Raw genomic sequence first — 16,617 nt, 5'->3', positions numbered from 1 at the left:
TACATCAACACACCCTTAGGCTTGAATCACCGGGATGTTAGCGCTCGCTGCAATCTTACGGAACTCAGCAATCTGGTCGAAGTTCAGGTAGCGGTAGACGTCACTGGCCATGGTGTCCAGTTTCGCTGCGTAGCCCATGTACTCTTCGACGGTCGGCAGGCGACCCAGGGTAGACGCCACGGCCGCCAGCTCGGCCGAAGCCAGGTAGACGTTAGCGCCGTCACCCAGACGGTTCGGGAAGTTACGGGTCGAGGTCGACACCACGGTCGAATTCGGCTCTACACGTGCCTGGTTACCCATGCACAGCGAGCAGCCCGGCATTTCCATGCGTGCGCCAGCCTTGCCGTAGATACCGTAGTAGCCTTCTTCGGTCAGTTGGTGAGCGTCCATCTTGGTCGGCGGCGACAGCCACAGACGCGTCGGCAGCTGGCCCTTGACCTGCTCCAGCAACTTACCGGCAGCGCGGAAGTGACCGATGTTGGTCATGCACGAACCGATGAACACTTCGTCGATCTTCTCACCGGCAACACTGGACAGCAGACGGGCGTCGTCCGGGTCGTTCGGTGCGCAGAGGATCGGCTCGTTGATGTCGGCCAGGTCGATCTCGATGATTTCGGCGTATTCCGCGTCGGCATCGGCTTCCATCAGTTCCGGGTTGGCAACCCAGGCTTCCATCGCTTGGGCGCGACGTTCCAGGGTGCGCGGGTCACCGTAGCCTTCACCGATCATCCAGCGCAGCAGGGTGATGTTGGAGTTCAGGTACTCGGTGATCGAGTCTTTCGACAGCTTGATGGTGCAACCGGCAGCCGAACGTTCAGCCGAGGCGTCGGACAGCTCGAAAGCTTGCTCCAGCGTCAGGTCGTTGAGGCCTTCGATTTCCAGGATGCGGCCGGAGAAGGCGTTCTTCTTGCCTTTTTTCTCTACGGTCAGCAGACCCGATTGGATCGCGTAGTACGGAATGGCATGAACCAGGTCACGCAGGGTGATGCCAGGTTTCATTTTGCCTTTGAAGCGCACCAGGATCGATTCCGGCATGTCCAGTGGCATTACGCCAGTGGCTGCGGCGAACGCGACCAGGCCAGAGCCGGCCGGGAACGAGATGCCCATCGGGAAACGGGTGTGGGAGTCGCCACCGGTGCCGACGGTGTCCGGCAGCAGCATGCGGTTCAGCCAGCTGTGGATGATGCCGTCGCCTGGACGCAGCGATACACCGCCACGGGTCATGATGAAGTCAGGCAGGGTGTGGTGGGTGGTCACGTCGATCGGCTTTGGATAGGCCGCGGTATGGCAGAACGACTGCATTACCAGATCGGTCGAGAAGCCCAGGCACGCCAGGTCTTTCAGTTCATCACGGGTCATAGGACCGGTGGTGTCCTGGGAGCCCACGGTGGTCATCTTCGGTTCGCAGTAGGTGCCAGGACGAACGCCTTTGCCTTCCGGCAGACCGCACGCCTTACCGACCATTTTCTGTGCCAGGGTGAAGCCTTTGCCGGTGTCGACAGGCGCTTCAGGCAGCTTGAACAGGTCGGTAGGGCCCAGGCCCAGCTCAGCACGTGCCTTGTCCGTCAGGCCGCGACCGATGATCAGCGGGATACGGCCGCCGGCGCGGACTTCGTCCAACAGCACCGGGGTCTTCATTTCGAAGGTGGTGATGACTTCGTCGGTACCGTGCTTGCAGACTTTGCCGGCATGCGGGTACAGGTCGATCACGTCGCCCATGTTGATGTTGGAGACGTCGAACTCGATGGGCAGTGCGCCCGCATCTTCCATGGTGTTGTAGAAGATCGGAGCGATTTTGCTGCCGAAGCAGAAACCGCCGGCGCGCTTGTTCGGCACGTAGGGAACGTCGTCGCCGAAGAACCACAGCACGGAGTTGGTCGCGGATTTACGCGAGGAACCGGTACCGACCACGTCGCCGACGTAGGCGATCGGGAAGCCTTGGCCGCGCATCTCTTCGATCTGCTTCATCGGGCCGGTCTTGCCTTGCTCGTCCGGCACGATGCCTTCACGGGCCATTTTCAGCATGGCCAGGGCGTGCAGCGGGATGTCAGGACGGGACCAGGCATCCGGCGCAGGGGACAGGTCGTCGGTGTTGGTTTCGCCGGTGACCTTGAACACGCGCAGGCTGATTTTGTCGGCCAGGGTAGGGCGGTTGCGGAACCACTCGCCGTCAGCCCAGGACTGAAGCACGCCTTTGGCGTGTTCGTTGCCGTTCTTGGCTTTTTCGGCGACGTCGTGGAATGCATCGAACATCAGCAGGGTGTGCTTGAGTTGGGCAGCGGCGACCGGTGCCAGTGTGGCGTCGTCCAGCAGCTCAACCAGGGTCACGATGTTGTAGCCGCCTTGCATGGTGCCAAGCAGTTCAACCGCGCGTTTCTTGTCGATCAGGGGGGAAGTGGCTTCGCCCTTGGCCAGGGCAGACAGGAAACCGGCCTTGACGTAAGCGGCTTCGTCAACGCCTGGTGGAATGCGGTTGGTGATCAGGTCAACGAGGAATTCTTCTTCGCCAGCCGGAGGATTTTTCAGCAGCTCGACCAGGCCTGCGGTTTGTTCGGCGTTAAGCGGCTGGGGAACGATACCCAGGGCTGCACGCTCTTCGATATGTTTGCGGTAGGCTTCAAGCACAGTTATTACCCTCATCAGTGGTCCCACGGGACGCTCATCCAGAAATGAACGGCACGCATGCGCTCGGGGGCTTTTTGGGCCGCAAAGCCAGCGCTGCCGGCATTCCTCACAGAAGCTGCTTTCAAAGTTTTACGCCTGCAGAACGGAGCTGATGAGGGTTGGCGAGGGCTCTGACCTACCGAGTCATTAACCATCGCCAACACCGTTCTGAAGGAACGACTGTGCTCGTGACGCTTTGAAAACAGCTTCCAGCGGATTATTGGCGCCTTACAAGGCCGGATGATTCTACGGCAAAAAAATTCTAAAGGTAAGTTGCCTCGCCAAGTTTGCAGGGTGATGAAGGTTAGACAAAGGGCTAACATGGCGCATTGTTTCGCTGATCTGCGTGTTGTTGCCCATGTCCAACCAAACCATCAAGACCCCCTGCGTCGGCCTGTGCTCCACGGTTTACGGCGATCTCGTGTGCCGTGGCTGCAAGCGCTTCCACCACGAAGTGATCCTGTGGAATGGCTATAACGAAGAAGAAAAACGCGCGGTCTGGCTGCGGCTGGAGCAATTGTTGGTGCAGGTAATGGCCGGAAAGCTCGAAGTTTTCGACCCCAAGACCCTGCGCGGCCAGCTGGAACAGCGCAAAATTCGCTTCGTGCCGCACCAGTCCGAGTACTGCTGGGCCTATCAATTGATCGCGCGTGGGGCGCGGGTGATCAATAACCTGGAGGCCTACGGCATGGTGCTGTTACCCGAATTTCGTGACTGGGCCTTGCCGGAATTACGCGATGCCATTGATCGGGAGTTCTTTATCCTGTCCGAGGCGCATTACCAGCGCTATATCGCGCCGGGTTTCCTGCGCGACGCGCTCGCTGACTGACAACACCCCTCCAAAATGTGGGAGGGGGCTTGCTCCCGATAGTGGTGTATCAGTCAGCTAATCTGTAACTGACACACCGTCATCGGGAGCAAGCCCCCTCCCACATTTTGATCTCCATCGTTCATAAGGTTGGATCAGGGCTTGCTGGCGAGTTCTTGCAGGTGATCCATCAACGCCTGCGGCTTGAGCACCAGCACATCACTCTCCACCGCATCCAGTATCACCTCTGCCGTATTGCCGATCAGTGCCCCGGAAATTCCGGTGCGCGCCACGGTGCCGATGATCGTTACCGCCGCTTGCAGGGTGTGAACTAGATGGGGGATCAACACATCCGCCGGGCCTTCCTTGATATGCAGGTGCGATTCGTCCACATCGAACTCGGCCTGAAACGCCTTGCATTGCTCGCGATAGCGCGCCTCGATGGTTTCCTTGAGCTGGAACGTCGGGTCCGCCGCCGACAACATCGGCGACGGATGGGCGCTGATCACGTGCAACTGCGCCTTGGCCAGGCTGGCGATATCAAAGCCATGGTCGATGATCGAAGTGTGCAACGAGCGGTGTTCGCCATCGGTATTGCCCACATCGATCGCCGCGAGGATCACGCCGCCAGCCCACGGCGTGGCCGTCTTGACCAGCAACACCGCCGTCGGGCAGTAACGCAGCAACTTCCAGTCCGCAGGCGTCAGCAGGGCTTTTTTCAACGGGCTGTCGGGGAAGTGCTGCTTGATCACCAGCCCACAGCCCTCGGCTTGCTGCACGTCGATAATGGTGTCATGCAGGCTGTCATTCCACGCCTGCTCGGTGGTGACGCTGTAGCCGTCCTCCTGCAAGCCCGACTTGAGCAGGGCCAGCAGCGCCGAGTGCTCATGCTTCTTGTCGCAGACCAGTAAATGCAGGTGTGCGCCGGTGACCCCGGCGATCAGCTTGGCACGCTTGAGGGCCAGGCTTTCCGAATGCTCGGGCTCGATGACCACCAGGATGCTGCGGATGGCTTGCATGATCGGGATCTCCAAAAAGGGTGGGGGCTGCAACAACTATAGTTGCTGGCTGGCGCACGTCATGTTGATGCACATCAAAGCCGGTGGCTGGTGGTCTGCGGCGGGGTCGGTATAATCGCCGGCCTTTTGTGATCCTTTTGCCCGTGAGCCCGATGAACCTGCCAGAAATCCACGAATTCCTCGGTTGCCGCACCCCTGATGCCTGGGTCCAGGCCGCGCTGGCCGATCAGGACACCCTGCTGATCGACCACAAGAACTGCGAATTCAAAGCCGCCAGCACCGCCCTGAGCCTGATCGCCAAGTACCACGGCCATGTCGACCTGATCAACATGATGTCGCGCCTGGCCCGCGAAGAGCTGGTGCACCACGAACAAGTCATGCGTTTGATCAAAAAGCGCAAGGTCGAGCTGCGCCAGCTGCACGCCGGGCGCTATGCCTCCGGTTTGCGCAAAGTGGTGCGCAGCCACGAACCGGTCAAACTGGTGGATACCCTGGTGGTCGGCGCCTTTATCGAAGCGCGCAGTTGCGAGCGTTTCGAAGCGCTGGTGCCGCATTTGGACGAAGAACTCGGCAAGTTCTACTTCGGCCTGCTGAAAAGCGAGGCGCGGCACTTCCAGGGTTACCTGAAGTTGGCGTACCAGTACGGTGACGCCAAGGACATCGCCCAGGTGATCGAGCGGGTGAGGGCGACCGAGCAGGAACTGATCGAGTCACCCGACATCGAGTTCCGCTTTCACAGTGGCGTGCCAGCCTGAGGCCACGGCCACGCCGATCAAGGCGGTGATCGCGGCCAGCAGCAGGATCACCGTCTGCGTGCCCAAGGGCGCCGCCAGCAGCGCCACCGCCAGCCCTGCCAGCGGCTGCGGCAGGTTATTGAGCAGCGTGATCACGCCCACGGTCTTGCCAAAGTCCTGCACGGGGATGACCCGCTGACGGGTGCTGCGCAGGTAGACGTTGAACATCTTGTCGAAGCCGGTGACCAGCAGGAAGCCCACTACGTATAGCCACACGTCGGGGCTGATCGCCATGATCACTGCGCCCACGCCGATCATCGAATAAGACAGTCCGCCGAGCACCTTCAGGGGCAGGCCGGCCCGCGCCAGATAAAATAAAATGCCGATGGTGACCAGCGCGCCCGCTGCCTGGAGCAGGGCGTAGGCGTCCTTGCCCGCCGCAAACTGGCCGGTCACCATGGCCGCAGAGGTGGCCAGCGTGACGCCAATGATCAGGTTCACACCCACCGCCAACGTGATGACCCGCTTCAACTCCGGCAGGCGGCGGATATGTCCGAAGGCAATCTTCAGCGGTCGCAGCCAGATATCTCGATGTTGCTCGAAGGTTGCCAGGCTGGCCGTGCTGGAGCGTTGCCACACCCGCATCGCCAGGTCTGCGAGCAGGAACAGCCCGGCCACGCCCAGCACCACCCAGTGCCACGCCCATACCTCAAGCATCAGTGCGGCCACCAACGGCCCCAGCACCAGCCCGCTCTGGTCGGCGATCTGCGAATAGGAGAGGGTCTTGGCATAGCTGTACTGCGCGAAGATATGCGGCATCAGCACTTCTCGCGCCATGATGCCTTGGGTGGTCAGTACCCCGCACACTGCCGAGAGCAGCACGACCCAGTAAATACCGTCGAACACCCCGTACAAGGCGACCGCCAGCACACAGGCCAGCGCCCGGTAAACCTGGCTGATATGCAGGATGCGCACCGGCGCGAACGTGTCGCACACTGCGCCGCACACCGGGAACGCCAGATAGCGCGGCAGCGACTCGACAAAGAACGCCAGCCCGGCCCAGGCCACACTTTGAGTGGTCTGAAACACGATCAATGGCACGATAAACAGCAGGATCTGGTCCGCCAGCCGTGACAGGAACAGCGAAACAAAGAACGCCAGGTAATCCTTGCGCATACAACTCCCTGTACATGGCGTTAAAGATTGCAGCTTATTTGTTAAAAACTCTTAAAAGCATGAAGCTTCGTCGGCCTGTGCTGACCAACGGCTTTAGTTGCCCAGCTTGCCACCTATAATGCCCGCTCTTCAATCCGCGTCTGCACATTGGGAACTTATGGAAAACCTGGGGCTGGGCAAGGTCTTGCTCGTTGAGGATGACGAGAAACTGGCGGGGCTGATCGCGCACTTTCTGTCGCAGCATGGTTTTGAGGTGCGCGTGGAGCACCGGGGTGACAAAGCCCTGGCGGCGTTCCTGGAGTTCAAGCCAAAGATCGTCGTACTCGACCTGATGCTGCCCGGCCAGAGCGGCCTGCACGTGTGTCGAGGGATTCGCACGGTGTCCGACACGCCCATCGTGATCCTCACCGCCAAGGAAGACGACCTGGACCATATCCTCGGCCTCGAGTCCGGTGCCGACGATTATGTGATCAAGCCGATCAAGCCCCCCGTGCTGCTGGCACGCCTGCGCGCCCTGCAACGGCGCCAAGCCCCGGAGCCGACGGTGCGCGGGGCCCTGGCCTTCGGGCGGCTGGCCATCGATCGCAGTTGCCGCGTGGTCAGCCTTGGGGACGAACAGATCGACCTCACCACCATGGAATTCGAGCTGCTGTGGCTGCTGGCCAGTAACTCGGGCACGATCCTGTCCCGCGATGACATCCTCAACCGCATGCGCGGCATCGCCTTCGACGGCCTTAACCGCAGTGTCGATGTGTACATCAGCAAGCTGCGCGGCAAACTCAACGACAACCCCCGCGAACCGGTGTGCATCAAGACGATCTGGGGCAAGGGCTACCTGTTCAACCCCTTCGCGTGGGAGGTCTAGATGCTGCGGCTCTACATTCGCCTGTACATCATCCTGGCGCTGGGGCTGGCGGGGGCGATCTGGCTGGTCAACTACACCTTCGATGAGTTGCTGCCCGAAGCCAATGAAACCTATAACCGCGAAGCCCTGCGCGGCCCGGCTTATGGCTTGGTGGAACAATTGCGACCCTTGCCGGGCGATGCCCGCGCGGCGCGCCTGAGCGAGCTGCAACCCCACTACGGCCTGCACCTGAAACTGGTCCAGCGCGATGACTTGGCGCTCGACCCGCGTGAACGACAGTTGCTTGCCGCCGGAAAACTGGTGGTACGCGGCGACTTCATGGAGTTCATCGCCAATATCGATGGCGGCCCGCAGCTGCTTAATATCAAACTGCCCGAAGAACCGAAATGGCTGTACCTGTGGGCCTATTGCCTGCTGGGATTGAGCCTGGCGATCGTGCTGTATTTCTGGGTGCGCCCGCACTGGCGTGACCTGGAACATATTCGCCTGGCGGCACAACGTTTCGGTGACAACGACCTCGGTTCACGCATTCTGCTGCCACGCCGTTCCACGGTGCGTGAGCTGGCCGGGCACTTCAACCAGATGGCCGAGCGCATCGAAAGCCTGATCGCCAACCAGCGCGAACTGACCAACGCCGTGTCCCACGAATTGCGCACGCCGATTGCACGCCTGTCGTTCGAGCTCGACCAGTTGAAACAACAGACCGACCCGTGCCAGCGCAGCGAATTGATCGCCGACATGTATGCCGACCTGGGCGAGCTGGAAGAAATGGTCTCCGAACTGCTCACCTACGCCAGCCTGGAGCGTGGCGCCACCCAGGTCACCCGTGAGCGCATCGAGGCCCACAGCTGGCTCGACAGTGTGATCGGCAGCGTGGCCCTGGAGGCCGAGGCGGCCGGTATCCAGCTGTCGTTGCGCACCTGCGAGGTGGACGTTATCCAGATCGAGCCGCGCTTTATGGCGCGTGCGGTGATCAACCTGCTGCGCAACGCCGTGCGCTACGCCGAGCGCCGCGTGGAAGTGTCGCTGGTCAGGTTCGGCAGCGGCTATGAAGTGCGCGTGTGTGACGATGGCCCCGGCGTGCCGGAGGAAGGCCGGTCGAAGATCTTCCAGCCGTTCACGCGCCTGGACGCCAGCCGCGACCGCCGCACCGGCGGTTTCGGCCTGGGCCTGGCGCTGGTGCAGCGGGTGTCGCAGTGGCACGGCGGCCAAGTGCAAGTGCTGGATTCGGAATGGGGCGGGGCGTCGTTCCGGATGACCTGGGCGTACGCCGAATAACGAGCTTGAAAGCAAGACAGATCAAATGTGGGAGGGGGCTTGCTCCCGATAGCAGTGTGTCAGTCCCAGGTCTATCAACTGACACACCGCTATCGGGAGCAAGCCCCCTCCCACATTTTTAATTCGGTTATCAGGTCAGAAGCTGTATTCCAGTACCCCCATCACCAACGTCTGCAACCGCCGCTCCACATCCGGTTCATCCCATCGGCTCCCGCGAGCAAACACACGGAGGTAAGGGACAGGCACAGGTTTTTGCAACGCATCAGGGGTCTCATGGGGTCAGAAACTCAGGGGGGGATGGGTACGTTTGAAGGCGTCGCCCGAGGCGCTCATGCCATTGGGCGATGGACTCTTCGGGGTACTCATCGAACTGCAGATCGCCTTGGCGCAACGTCACTTCCACCCACGGCGCCTTCGAGCCCAGCATCAGGTGCGTATGTTCCGGCGGCACCGGCAATGGCGTGTCGATGGCCGAGGCAAACGGATGGATCAACGCCGGCCACTCGGGGCTGAACAGCCACAAGGCGCTGCCGCATTGCGAACAGAAGTGCCGTTCAGCGCTGCTCGCATGGGCCCGGCTGGCCCCCTCGGGCTTGAGCCTGGCGTGGTAGATCGAAATCAGTTTGCGCCCGCGCACCTTCAAACTCTGGGCATCGCCAGCCAGGTTGATCGCATAACCGCCACCGCCCTGGGTCTTGCGACAGATCGAGCAGTAGCAACGCTGGTAAGGATAGGGGTGGGCACTGGTGAGGCTGAACGTCACGGCGCCGCAATGGCAGGATCCTTCAAGCTGCATGGGCTGACTCCTGATATGAGTATGTAACAACGCTTTGCTAATACCTTAGCCTCAGGCAAGATTCCCCGCTTTGGTTTCAGGGAAGACACCCATGATTGCTCAGTTGCAGAGCGCTGCCGCGCAAATCCGCCACGCCGTGCGTGCCGCTACCGAAGGCTTGGTCGGGCGCGAGCAACTGGCCGAATTGATCGTGCTGGCAGCCGTGGCCCAGGAGCACATCCTGGTGATCGGGCCGCCCGGCACTGCAAAAAGCGCGGTGGTGCGGCGTGTCGCGCAGTCCATGGGTGGGCGTTACTTCGAATACCTGCTCGGACGTTTCACCGAACCGTCCGAACTGTTCGGCGCGGTAGACCTGAAAAAGCTGCGCGAAGGCACGGTGGAAACCGACGTCAGCGGCATGCTGCCGGAAGCCGATATCGTGTTTCTCGACGAAGTCTTCCTGGGCTCTACCGCGATCCTCAACACCTTGCTGGGCGTACTCAACGAGCGCCGATTCCGTCGTGGCCATACCCAGGTGCAATGCCCGCTGCGCGTGTGCGTCGGCGCCGCCAACGGCCTGCCGGATGATGAGGCGTTGGCGGCCTTCGGTGACCGTTTCCTGTTGCATCTGTTTGTCGAGTCGGTGCCGGACAATCAATTGGAAGCCATGCTGGCCGGCGGCTGGCAGTCGGAGCAGCGCCCGGTGCAACAGTTGCTCGGCCTTGCGCAACTGGACACGCTCGGCCAGGCCCTGAAACACGTCGACCTGACCGCTGTGCGCCCAGCCCTGGCCCAAGCCATTCGCCGCCTGCGCGAAGCCGGGATCCAGTTGTCTGACCGGCGCATCGTCAAGTCCCAGCGCTTGATCGCGGCCGCTGCATTGCTCAGTGGTCGCCTGGAAGCCAGCGACGCCGACTTGTGGCCGCTGCTGTACGTGTTGCCGACCCAGGCTACCCAGCAACACGGCCGCGAAGTATTGCGCGACCTGTTTGCTGCCTCCAGCAACAGCCATTTGTTCAGCGCGGTGGAAGAGGCGACGTTGCAGCCGATGTCACGTGTGAATCGGCTGCTGGAAACCGCCGAAGACTACCTCTCCCGTGCCGAGCCGCCGGCCAGTAGCGTGCTAGAAGGCCTGTTGCGCGAGATCGATGCCAATTTCAATAGCCAGACCCTGCCCGAACCTCTGCAGCAGGCGCGGGGACAACTCACTCGATTGCTGACCCCCAGCGAATGAGTGCGCTGACCCAGCCTTGGGCCTGGCGTTCACGGCCAGTGCCCGCCGAGGCTCAGGCCGCCGTGGCCTGGGGCGATGCTGCCCGGCGCCTGCACGCACGCCTGGCGCTGCTCGCGGCCGACCATGCGGCGCGGCTGCAAGCCACTGCCAATGGTGATGTACTGGTGGTGACGGGCGTAATGGCTGACCTGCCTTGGGTCGACGGTGTTGCTTACGCTGCGCCCAGCACCAGCGCACCGCACCTCTGGCTGCCGACCAGTTGGGAACCGCAGGTGCCACAGGACCTGTTGGGACAGGCCTTGTCCGCTCGCTTCAAACGCGCGCCCTTGTTGGTGTGGCACGACCCGCAGGCGGTGATCCCGCTGGACCGCCTGCTGGCCGTGTCGCCCGCGCATCTGCAACGTATCGCCGCCTATTGGGGAGTCGCCCATGCAACTGCCTGAGGCGCTGCAACCCTGGCGGCAGTGGCTGGAGTGGTTTGCCCCGCAACACCTGCCCCTGTTCGCCGACCTGCTCGGTCGACTCAACCCTCTGCTCGGACCACTGCGCGGCCTGCACCAGGGCGGAGTGCCGGAGCCCGATGGCCTGGGCGACCTGCATCGGCGCGGTCCCTATGAGCGACTGCTGTCCAGTGAATGGCTGCTGGCCGATGAAGTGCCTGACGAGTTCCTGCGCCGGGCGGTCGGCGGTGAGCATATGTTCCTCGCCCCGCACTACCGTGCCCGTGAAGCGAACCGCCTGATTGTCGTGCTGTTTGATGCGGGCCCCTTGCAACTGGGGGCTGCGCGCCTGGTGCACCTGGCGCTGTTGATGCTGCTGGCGCGGCGTGCCGAAGAGGCGGGGGCGCAATTGCGCTGGGGCATTCTGCAAGCCACGCCCGAGTTGCATGAGCTGGACTCATCGGCGCAGCTCAAGCGCCTGCTCGACGCCCGCACCTACGAGGTCGTGAGCGACGACCATTGGCTGGCCTGGCGTGACGCGCTGGCCGACCACGCGGTTGGAGAATGCTGGGTGGTTGGCCAGCGCTTGCCGCCCACGGATCCCAAGGTCTGCACCCACCGCGTGCAGATTACGCGCAACCTGGATGGGCGCAGCCTGACGTTCGCCTTGCAGTCGCGGCGCGTGTCGCTGCCGCTGCCGGAGGAGCAGCAGGCCGTGCGCTTGCTCAAGGGCCAGTTCGATAACGCCGTGCACACGCCGGCACCGACCGCTGCCGGCCGAGTGGCGCGGGTTGCATTGACCCTGCCGCCGGTCATCTCCGGTTCCGGCAACTATGTCGCCCTGCGCTTGCTCGATGAGCACGGCATGGTGGTGATCAAGCTGCCGCACAAGAACCAGAAAAAAAACCTCGAAGTGCGACGTCGCCTGTGGGGCAAACATCAGCACGTGCTCGCGGCCACCTTTAACTACCGCAGCCTCGGTGCGGTGCTCGGTGATGGCAATATCCTGACCTTCTGGAACATCCCCAGTCTCGTTTCGGTCAACAAGCCCACACGCGAAGAAATGCACCTGCCGCCGGGCACTGCGACCTTTCTGCCCGCGGTGTGGCTGCGCGGCGAACAGGCGGAGCGCCTGTATCTACTAGATACAAACGGTCACCTTGCTCACTGGCAGCGGCCTGGCCACGCGCCGAGGGCAGAATGTTTCTCGGTGACGGACAATGTCATGGGGCTGGCGCAGTTGGATGCCTTATCGTTGGTCTACGCCCGCATCGAGGGTGGGCAACTGGTGGCTTACCCCGCGACGTCCTCCGGTGCCCGCAGTCACGGTTATGCAGTCGGTGCGGCTGCCGGTGTGAGCCAGATACTGTTCGCCAGCACCCCGCATTGGAAGTACGCCTTTGGTGGCTGCGCATTACTCACTCACCAAGGTGGCCGCCAGAGTTGGCGCCTGGTGACCCACGACAGTTTTCCCGCGAAAAAGGTACAGATCGACTTGGCGCCCGGCTGGAGCGCCATCGGTCTGCATCACCACGTGGCGGCGCAGGAACGCTATTCGCTGGTACTGCTGGGGCCGAACCAGCACACCGTTGGCCTGTACACCGAGGGCCAACAACAGACGCTGTTCACCACGACGGCACCGATTGCCCGTGCGAGTTTCTGTCCCATGAGCGGCCTGGTGGCGGTGCTGACCACCGCCCGGGAATTACGGGTGTTCAACGTTGCCGAGCGCGCCATGCGTTTGCAAGTGATGTGTGACCTGAAACATGAGCCTGCCCATGCTTGAGCAAGAATTCCAGTTGATCCGCCGGCCGTTGTTGACCGGGCATCAATCCATCGACGGCATGTGGTTGCCCGCCGAGCGCTTTGCGCTGCAGGAACGGGCTCGCTTGATGCTGGAGCACTGGCGCACGGGCGCGATGGCCTACCGTTTTGCCGACGGCGATTTAGTGCAATTCAGCACGCCGGTCGCGCTGGATTGCCAGGCCCTTGCCGGCTGGCCGCTGGTGCGTCAGGGCCGTGGCCTGTGTTCGGCCCAGCTGAGCGCCGAGGAGCTGCGCGCTTTACCGGCCGCCGACCTGTGGCTGGTGCGCGGCAGCCAGGTGCACGCTTTGCAGTTGCGCGATGCCCAGGCCCTGGAACCTGGGCAGTGGCTTGATATCAGCGCCTACACCTTGCTCGATACCTTCGATTGTCATGCGCCCGTCGTGCCGGCCCTGCCTGAGCCGGTGATCACCGATGTACGCGAGATCCTGGGCGGATTGGCGCCGGTCAGCCCCGAGCAGGAGGGCGTGATCCGGGCCTTGCTGGAGCGGCAATCACCCGCACCGAAAGCGCCGCCCCCCAAGGCTGCAGGCCAATGGGGCAACGAGGAGTCCGCACCCTATCCGGCGTTGAAACTGGGCGTCACCCTGGCCCTGGTTGCAGGGTTGATCTGGATGGCCACCCAGGGCCAATCCGTGCCGTTGACACCGGTGTCTGCCACGACCACCGAAGACATCAGCGGCGTGATCCTGGGCATGTTGCTGAGCGCCATTGTCTTCACCGCCTTGCTGGTAGCGCTAAACAAATTCTTGCGCCGAGGTGCGCGGCCTACCGGCGCAGTGCCGCAAGCCCCGGACACCGCGAGCATTCCCCGGCGCGCCAAACCGGCTCGTCACAAGCCGGCGGCCTGGCGCCGCTGGCTGACCCGCCTGACCGAGCATTCAAAGCTGTCCAGGCTGTACGGCAAGCGCCAGGCGGCTTACATGCAGCGCATGCTGGAGATGTTCGAGGACGGCGATTTCGCCGAAGCGTTGCGCCATGCCATCCCCTTGGGTGACCAGCACTCGAATGCCGAACAGCACTTCGGTACGCCGCAGCGGCGCCAGGACCTGACCCTCAGCCAACAGCACGGGCCCAGCCGTACCTACCGCTTCGAGGAAGGGCTGACCGAGCATCTGCGCCAGATCTACCGGCGCTCCTATGAGCGCCTGGCCCGCGAAAACCGTATCGAAGAAGCGGTATTCGTACTCGCTGAACTGCTCAAGGAACGCCAGGAAGCACTCGATTACCTGGAAAAACACGCGCGCTACCAACAGGCCGCCGACCTCGCTCTCGCCTGGGACATGCCGTCTGCGGTCATCGTGCGCCTGCTATGCCTGGCCGAGAACTGGCAGCGCGCCTTGCTGGTGGCGCGTCGTGATGATGCATTTGCCGATGCGGTGGTGTTGCTTCAGGCCAAGCAGCCGCAGATCGCCGACCGTTTACGCCTGGAGTGGGCCGAGTCGCTGATCGCCAAGGGCCTGTGGTTGCAAGCCGTCGAGGTGGTGTGGAGCTTGCCGCAAGAGCGCCCGCGCGCCGCTCAATGGCTGCTCGATGCCGAAGCGGCCGGTGGGCGCCTGGCGATTGGCGCCTTGGTAAAGCGCGCGATATTGCTGCCCCAAACCCTGGAAGCTTACGGACCCTGGATCGAACAGCTGCGTGACGATCCCAGCCGTTGCGCCGAGCGGGATGCCCTGGCGCACACGTTGTTGGCGCACAAGTCCGACACCGTGGCCCTGGCCTGGCTCGCCGGTGCCACCGTGCACGCGGTGCTCGCCGACCAGCTCAGTGGGCGCGGGGGGCTCAACTTCAACCAACTGCAGTCGCTGGTCAAAATGAGCCGGGACAAATGTTTGCAGGCGGACTTGCCTGGCCAGTCACTCAAACGTCCCGCCGTGCGCTCGCTGGAGCGCGCGGCGGAGGCATTGCAGTGGTCAGCCCCGGTCCAGGGCAGCCGCTCCGTATACGATGCGGTGTCGCTGGATGACGAGCGTTATCTGGTGGCACTGGGCGAGGCCGGTGCGGTGGTGACGGATGCCAGCGGCATGCCGCTGTTCCATTTCGCCGTGCCGGCCCAGCGGATTGTCTTGGCGCACAGCCGGCAAATGGCGCTGGTGCTGACCCGGCGCGACACGGTGTGGCGCATCAGCAAGTTGGACTTGGTCAATCGCGCCGCGACCGACCTGGGCGTGCAGGTCCTCGACGTGTTCGCCGATCAGTTTGATGGCAGCACCTGGACCCTCGGCCAAGGCCGGCAACTGCGTGTGGTGGACGTGGATCGCGGCTTTGAAACCCTGTGGCACGTCAGCGACTTGCCAGGCTCGGTTCGCGCCCTCAAAAGTGATGAACGCAACGAGTTCCTGTGGCTCCATAACCCGCTGGAAGGCTTTGAGCGCTGGCATTATCGCCTGCCTGAGCGGCGGTTGGCGGGGCGTGAGCCGGCGTCGCCGCAGTCAGAGGAAAGCCACGCGCTGTTCTGTGCACTCGATCAAACCGTTGAGTACCTGATCCGGTACAGCGACGACGAAGAGCCCGTGCTGATCCTGGATGTCGACGGCAACCGCAAGGGGTATCGCCTGACGGGCTGTGATGAAGGGTGCTTCGATAGCGACCCGGTGCGCATCGTCGTCGACGCGGATTGGTTGGTATTCGGCTATATCGCCAGTGACCGCGACACCCGCTGGCACTTTATCCATCGTGGCAGTGACACCGTGTGTGCTGTGCTGCATTGGCCGCGCTACGAGGTGAATATCCGTCGCACCGGCGACGGCTGGTTGTTATTCGATGACCAGGGACGTTTGAGCCACATCACGGTGGAAGACGCCCGCCAGCGCAACCTCAGCCTGCATTGACCGAGTCCGGCATCAACGTGGCGATCAACGCACGAATGGTGCCGGGCAACGCCTCCAGCTCCCGCACCAAGATGCTGCGTTCGCGAATCGCCCACGGCTCATCGAGCTTCACCGCCACCACGTGCATGGTGCGACTGTGGCGCACGGCGGCGGACTCCGGAATGATGCCGATGCCCACACCGGCTTCGACCATCCGGCAGATCGCCTCGAAACTCGACACCTGGATACGCAGCGACAAGTGCTTGCCCAGCCGCTCCACGTGTTCGCGCAAAAAACTCAATAAGGTGCTGCCTTCATGCAGGCCGATATGCTGGTAGGCGAGGGTCTGTTCCAGGGTGACTGACGGTTGCGCTGCCAGCGGGTGGCCGACCGGCACCATCAATACCAAGGTGTCTGTGCTGAAATGCAGCACCTGCAAACCCGCCGCTTCCACGGGGCCGGCGATAATACCCATGTCGCTGGTGCCATCGAGCACGCCGCGCACGATGTCGCGAGACAGGCGCTCCTGCAGGTCGACGGTGACGCCAGGCCTTTGTGACAGGAACCCCGCCAGCACTTCCGGCAAGAATTCGGTGACCGCCGTGGTGTTGGCGAAGATGCGGATATGCCCGGCCGAATCCACGCCGTATTGGGTGAATTCGCTTTTGAGGTAGTCCACCTGGCGCATGATCAGCCGCGCATGGTGCAGCAAGCGTTCACCGGCCGGGGTGATCTCCACGCCACGGCTGTCACGGTACAGCAGGCGGGTGTCGAGCTGGCCTTCGAGGGCCTTGATCCGTGCACTGGCGGCGGCCGGCGAAAGAAACGCACGCTTGGCGCCCTGGGTCAGGCTGGGGGATTCGGCGATGTGGATAAACAGGCGCAGGTCGGCCAGGTCGAAGTGCATGCAAGACTCCCACAGGGGTATGCGGTGTTTTCAGTGAATTGGCGTTCAGCATAACCGAACGCTGGTTTATTGAAATGCAAATT

13 protein-coding genes are annotated in these 16,617 nt (G+C 62.5%); 8 read left to right on the top strand and 5 right to left on the bottom strand.

The genetic code is table 11. The annotated features are described in order from the left end of the window. Positions 1–15: 15 nt before the first annotated feature. Positions 16–2,625 carry a bifunctional aconitate hydratase 2/2-methylisocitrate dehydratase gene (acnB, locus tag ACI512_RS21115; protein ID WP_405121904.1) on the bottom strand — a complete coding sequence of 870 codons (2,610 nt, stop codon included), beginning with the start codon at positions 2,623–2,625 and terminating at the stop codon, positions 16–18. Between the two features lie 397 nt (positions 2,626–3,022). Here acnB and ACI512_RS21110 point away from each other — a divergent pair, with 397 nt between their 5' ends. After that, complete coding sequence (locus ACI512_RS21110; RefSeq protein ID WP_064053390.1) at positions 3,023–3,493, top strand: DUF1289 domain-containing protein; 471 nt, start codon at positions 3,023–3,025, stop codon at positions 3,491–3,493. 134 nt (positions 3,494–3,627) lie between these two features. On the opposite strand, the gene ACI512_RS21105 is transcribed toward ACI512_RS21110, so the two are convergent. After that, a complete protein-coding gene (locus ACI512_RS21105; protein WP_012724640.1) occupies positions 3,628–4,491 on the bottom strand; it encodes a universal stress protein in 864 nt (287 codons plus the stop codon). 152 nt (positions 4,492–4,643) lie between these two features. Here ACI512_RS21105 and ACI512_RS21100 point away from each other — a divergent pair, with 152 nt between their 5' ends. Continuing rightward, positions 4,644–5,246: a tRNA-(ms[2]io[6]A)-hydroxylase gene (locus tag ACI512_RS21100; RefSeq protein WP_046034797.1), complete on the top strand. Its 603-nt coding sequence runs from the start codon at positions 4,644–4,646 to the stop codon at positions 5,244–5,246. On the opposite strand, the gene ACI512_RS21095 is transcribed toward ACI512_RS21100, so the two are convergent. Then, positions 5,202–6,401: an MFS transporter gene (locus ACI512_RS21095; RefSeq protein WP_093541828.1), complete on the bottom strand. Its 1,200-nt coding sequence runs from the start codon at positions 6,399–6,401 to the stop codon at positions 5,202–5,204. The two genes, ACI512_RS21100 and ACI512_RS21095, sit on opposite strands and share 45 nt — an antisense overlap. Positions 6,402–6,558: 157 nt before the next feature. Here ACI512_RS21095 and ACI512_RS21090 point away from each other — a divergent pair, with 157 nt between their 5' ends. Next, a complete protein-coding gene (locus tag ACI512_RS21090) occupies positions 6,559–7,266 on the top strand; it encodes a winged helix-turn-helix domain-containing protein (RefSeq protein ID WP_012724637.1) in 708 nt (235 codons plus the stop codon). Beyond that, the gene (locus ACI512_RS21085; RefSeq protein ID WP_236383489.1) at positions 7,267–8,544 is read left to right on the top strand and encodes an ATP-binding protein; all 1,278 of its coding nucleotides are present in this window, start codon (positions 7,267–7,269) and stop codon (positions 8,542–8,544) included. Between the two features lie 271 nt (positions 8,545–8,815). Here the strand turns inward: ACI512_RS21085 and ACI512_RS21080 are convergent, their stop codons facing one another. Continuing rightward, entirely contained in the window at positions 8,816–9,340 is a 525-nt protein-coding gene (locus tag ACI512_RS21080; RefSeq protein WP_012724635.1) for a GFA family protein, read from the bottom strand. Between the two features lie 91 nt (positions 9,341–9,431). On the opposite strand from ACI512_RS21080, the gene ACI512_RS21075 reads away from it, so the two are divergent. From ACI512_RS21075 to ACI512_RS21060, 4 genes are read left to right on the top strand one after another with little or no spacing between them, the layout of a single operon-like run. Next, the gene (locus ACI512_RS21075; protein WP_012724634.1) at positions 9,432–10,553 is read left to right on the top strand and encodes an AAA family ATPase; all 1,122 of its coding nucleotides are present in this window, start codon (positions 9,432–9,434) and stop codon (positions 10,551–10,553) included. Next, entirely contained in the window at positions 10,550–10,996 is a 447-nt protein-coding gene (locus ACI512_RS21070; RefSeq protein ID WP_093541830.1) for a hypothetical protein, read from the top strand. Before ACI512_RS21075 ends, ACI512_RS21070 begins: the two co-directional genes overlap by 4 nt. Beyond that, complete coding sequence (locus ACI512_RS21065) at positions 10,983–12,779, top strand: hypothetical protein (protein ID WP_236380448.1); 1,797 nt, start codon at positions 10,983–10,985, stop codon at positions 12,777–12,779. Before ACI512_RS21070 ends, ACI512_RS21065 begins: the two co-directional genes overlap by 14 nt. Continuing rightward, positions 12,772–15,648, top strand: a complete 2,877-nt coding sequence (locus ACI512_RS21060) for a bpX6 domain-containing protein (protein ID WP_236380447.1) — start codon at positions 12,772–12,774, stop codon at positions 15,646–15,648. Before ACI512_RS21065 ends, ACI512_RS21060 begins: the two co-directional genes overlap by 8 nt. Here the strand turns inward: ACI512_RS21060 and ACI512_RS21055 are convergent. Beyond that, entirely contained in the window at positions 15,635–16,534 is a 900-nt protein-coding gene (locus ACI512_RS21055) for a LysR family transcriptional regulator (RefSeq protein ID WP_046034804.1), read from the bottom strand. The genes ACI512_RS21060 and ACI512_RS21055 overlap by 14 nt on opposite strands. Positions 16,535–16,617 lie beyond the last annotated feature (83 nt).

Origin of the sequence: Pseudomonas petroselini (assembly GCF_045037875.1) — a bacterium.
GTDB classification, from domain to species: domain Bacteria; phylum Pseudomonadota; class Gammaproteobacteria; order Pseudomonadales; family Pseudomonadaceae; genus Aquipseudomonas; species Aquipseudomonas petroselini.
The sequence above is the reverse complement of the archived record's forward strand: the minus strand, read 5'-3'. Positions and strand labels throughout refer to the sequence as shown.

Coding starts and splice junctions, on each gene's coding strand:
- ACI512_RS21075 (WP_012724634.1), top strand. CDS start 9,432: ATGATTGCTCAGTTGCAGAGCGCTGCCGCGCAAATCCGCCACGCCGTG.
- ACI512_RS21105 (WP_012724640.1), bottom strand. CDS start 4,491: ATGCAAGCCATCCGCAGCATCCTGGTGGTCATCGAGCCCGAGCATTCG.
- ACI512_RS21070 (WP_093541830.1), top strand. CDS start 10,550: ATGAGTGCGCTGACCCAGCCTTGGGCCTGGCGTTCACGGCCAGTGCCC.
- ACI512_RS21090 (WP_012724637.1), top strand. CDS start 6,559: ATGGAAAACCTGGGGCTGGGCAAGGTCTTGCTCGTTGAGGATGACGAG.
- ACI512_RS21100 (WP_046034797.1), top strand. CDS start 4,644: ATGAACCTGCCAGAAATCCACGAATTCCTCGGTTGCCGCACCCCTGAT.
- ACI512_RS21080 (WP_012724635.1), bottom strand. CDS start 9,340: ATGCAGCTTGAAGGATCCTGCCATTGCGGCGCCGTGACGTTCAGCCTC.
- ACI512_RS21110 (WP_064053390.1), top strand. CDS start 3,023: ATGTCCAACCAAACCATCAAGACCCCCTGCGTCGGCCTGTGCTCCACG.
- ACI512_RS21055 (WP_046034804.1), bottom strand. CDS start 16,534: ATGCACTTCGACCTGGCCGACCTGCGCCTGTTTATCCACATCGCCGAA.
- ACI512_RS21095 (WP_093541828.1), bottom strand. CDS start 6,401: ATGCGCAAGGATTACCTGGCGTTCTTTGTTTCGCTGTTCCTGTCACGG.
- ACI512_RS21060 (WP_236380447.1), top strand. CDS start 12,772: ATGCTTGAGCAAGAATTCCAGTTGATCCGCCGGCCGTTGTTGACCGGG.
- ACI512_RS21085 (WP_236383489.1), top strand. CDS start 7,267: ATGCTGCGGCTCTACATTCGCCTGTACATCATCCTGGCGCTGGGGCTG.
- ACI512_RS21065 (WP_236380448.1), top strand. CDS start 10,983: ATGCAACTGCCTGAGGCGCTGCAACCCTGGCGGCAGTGGCTGGAGTGG.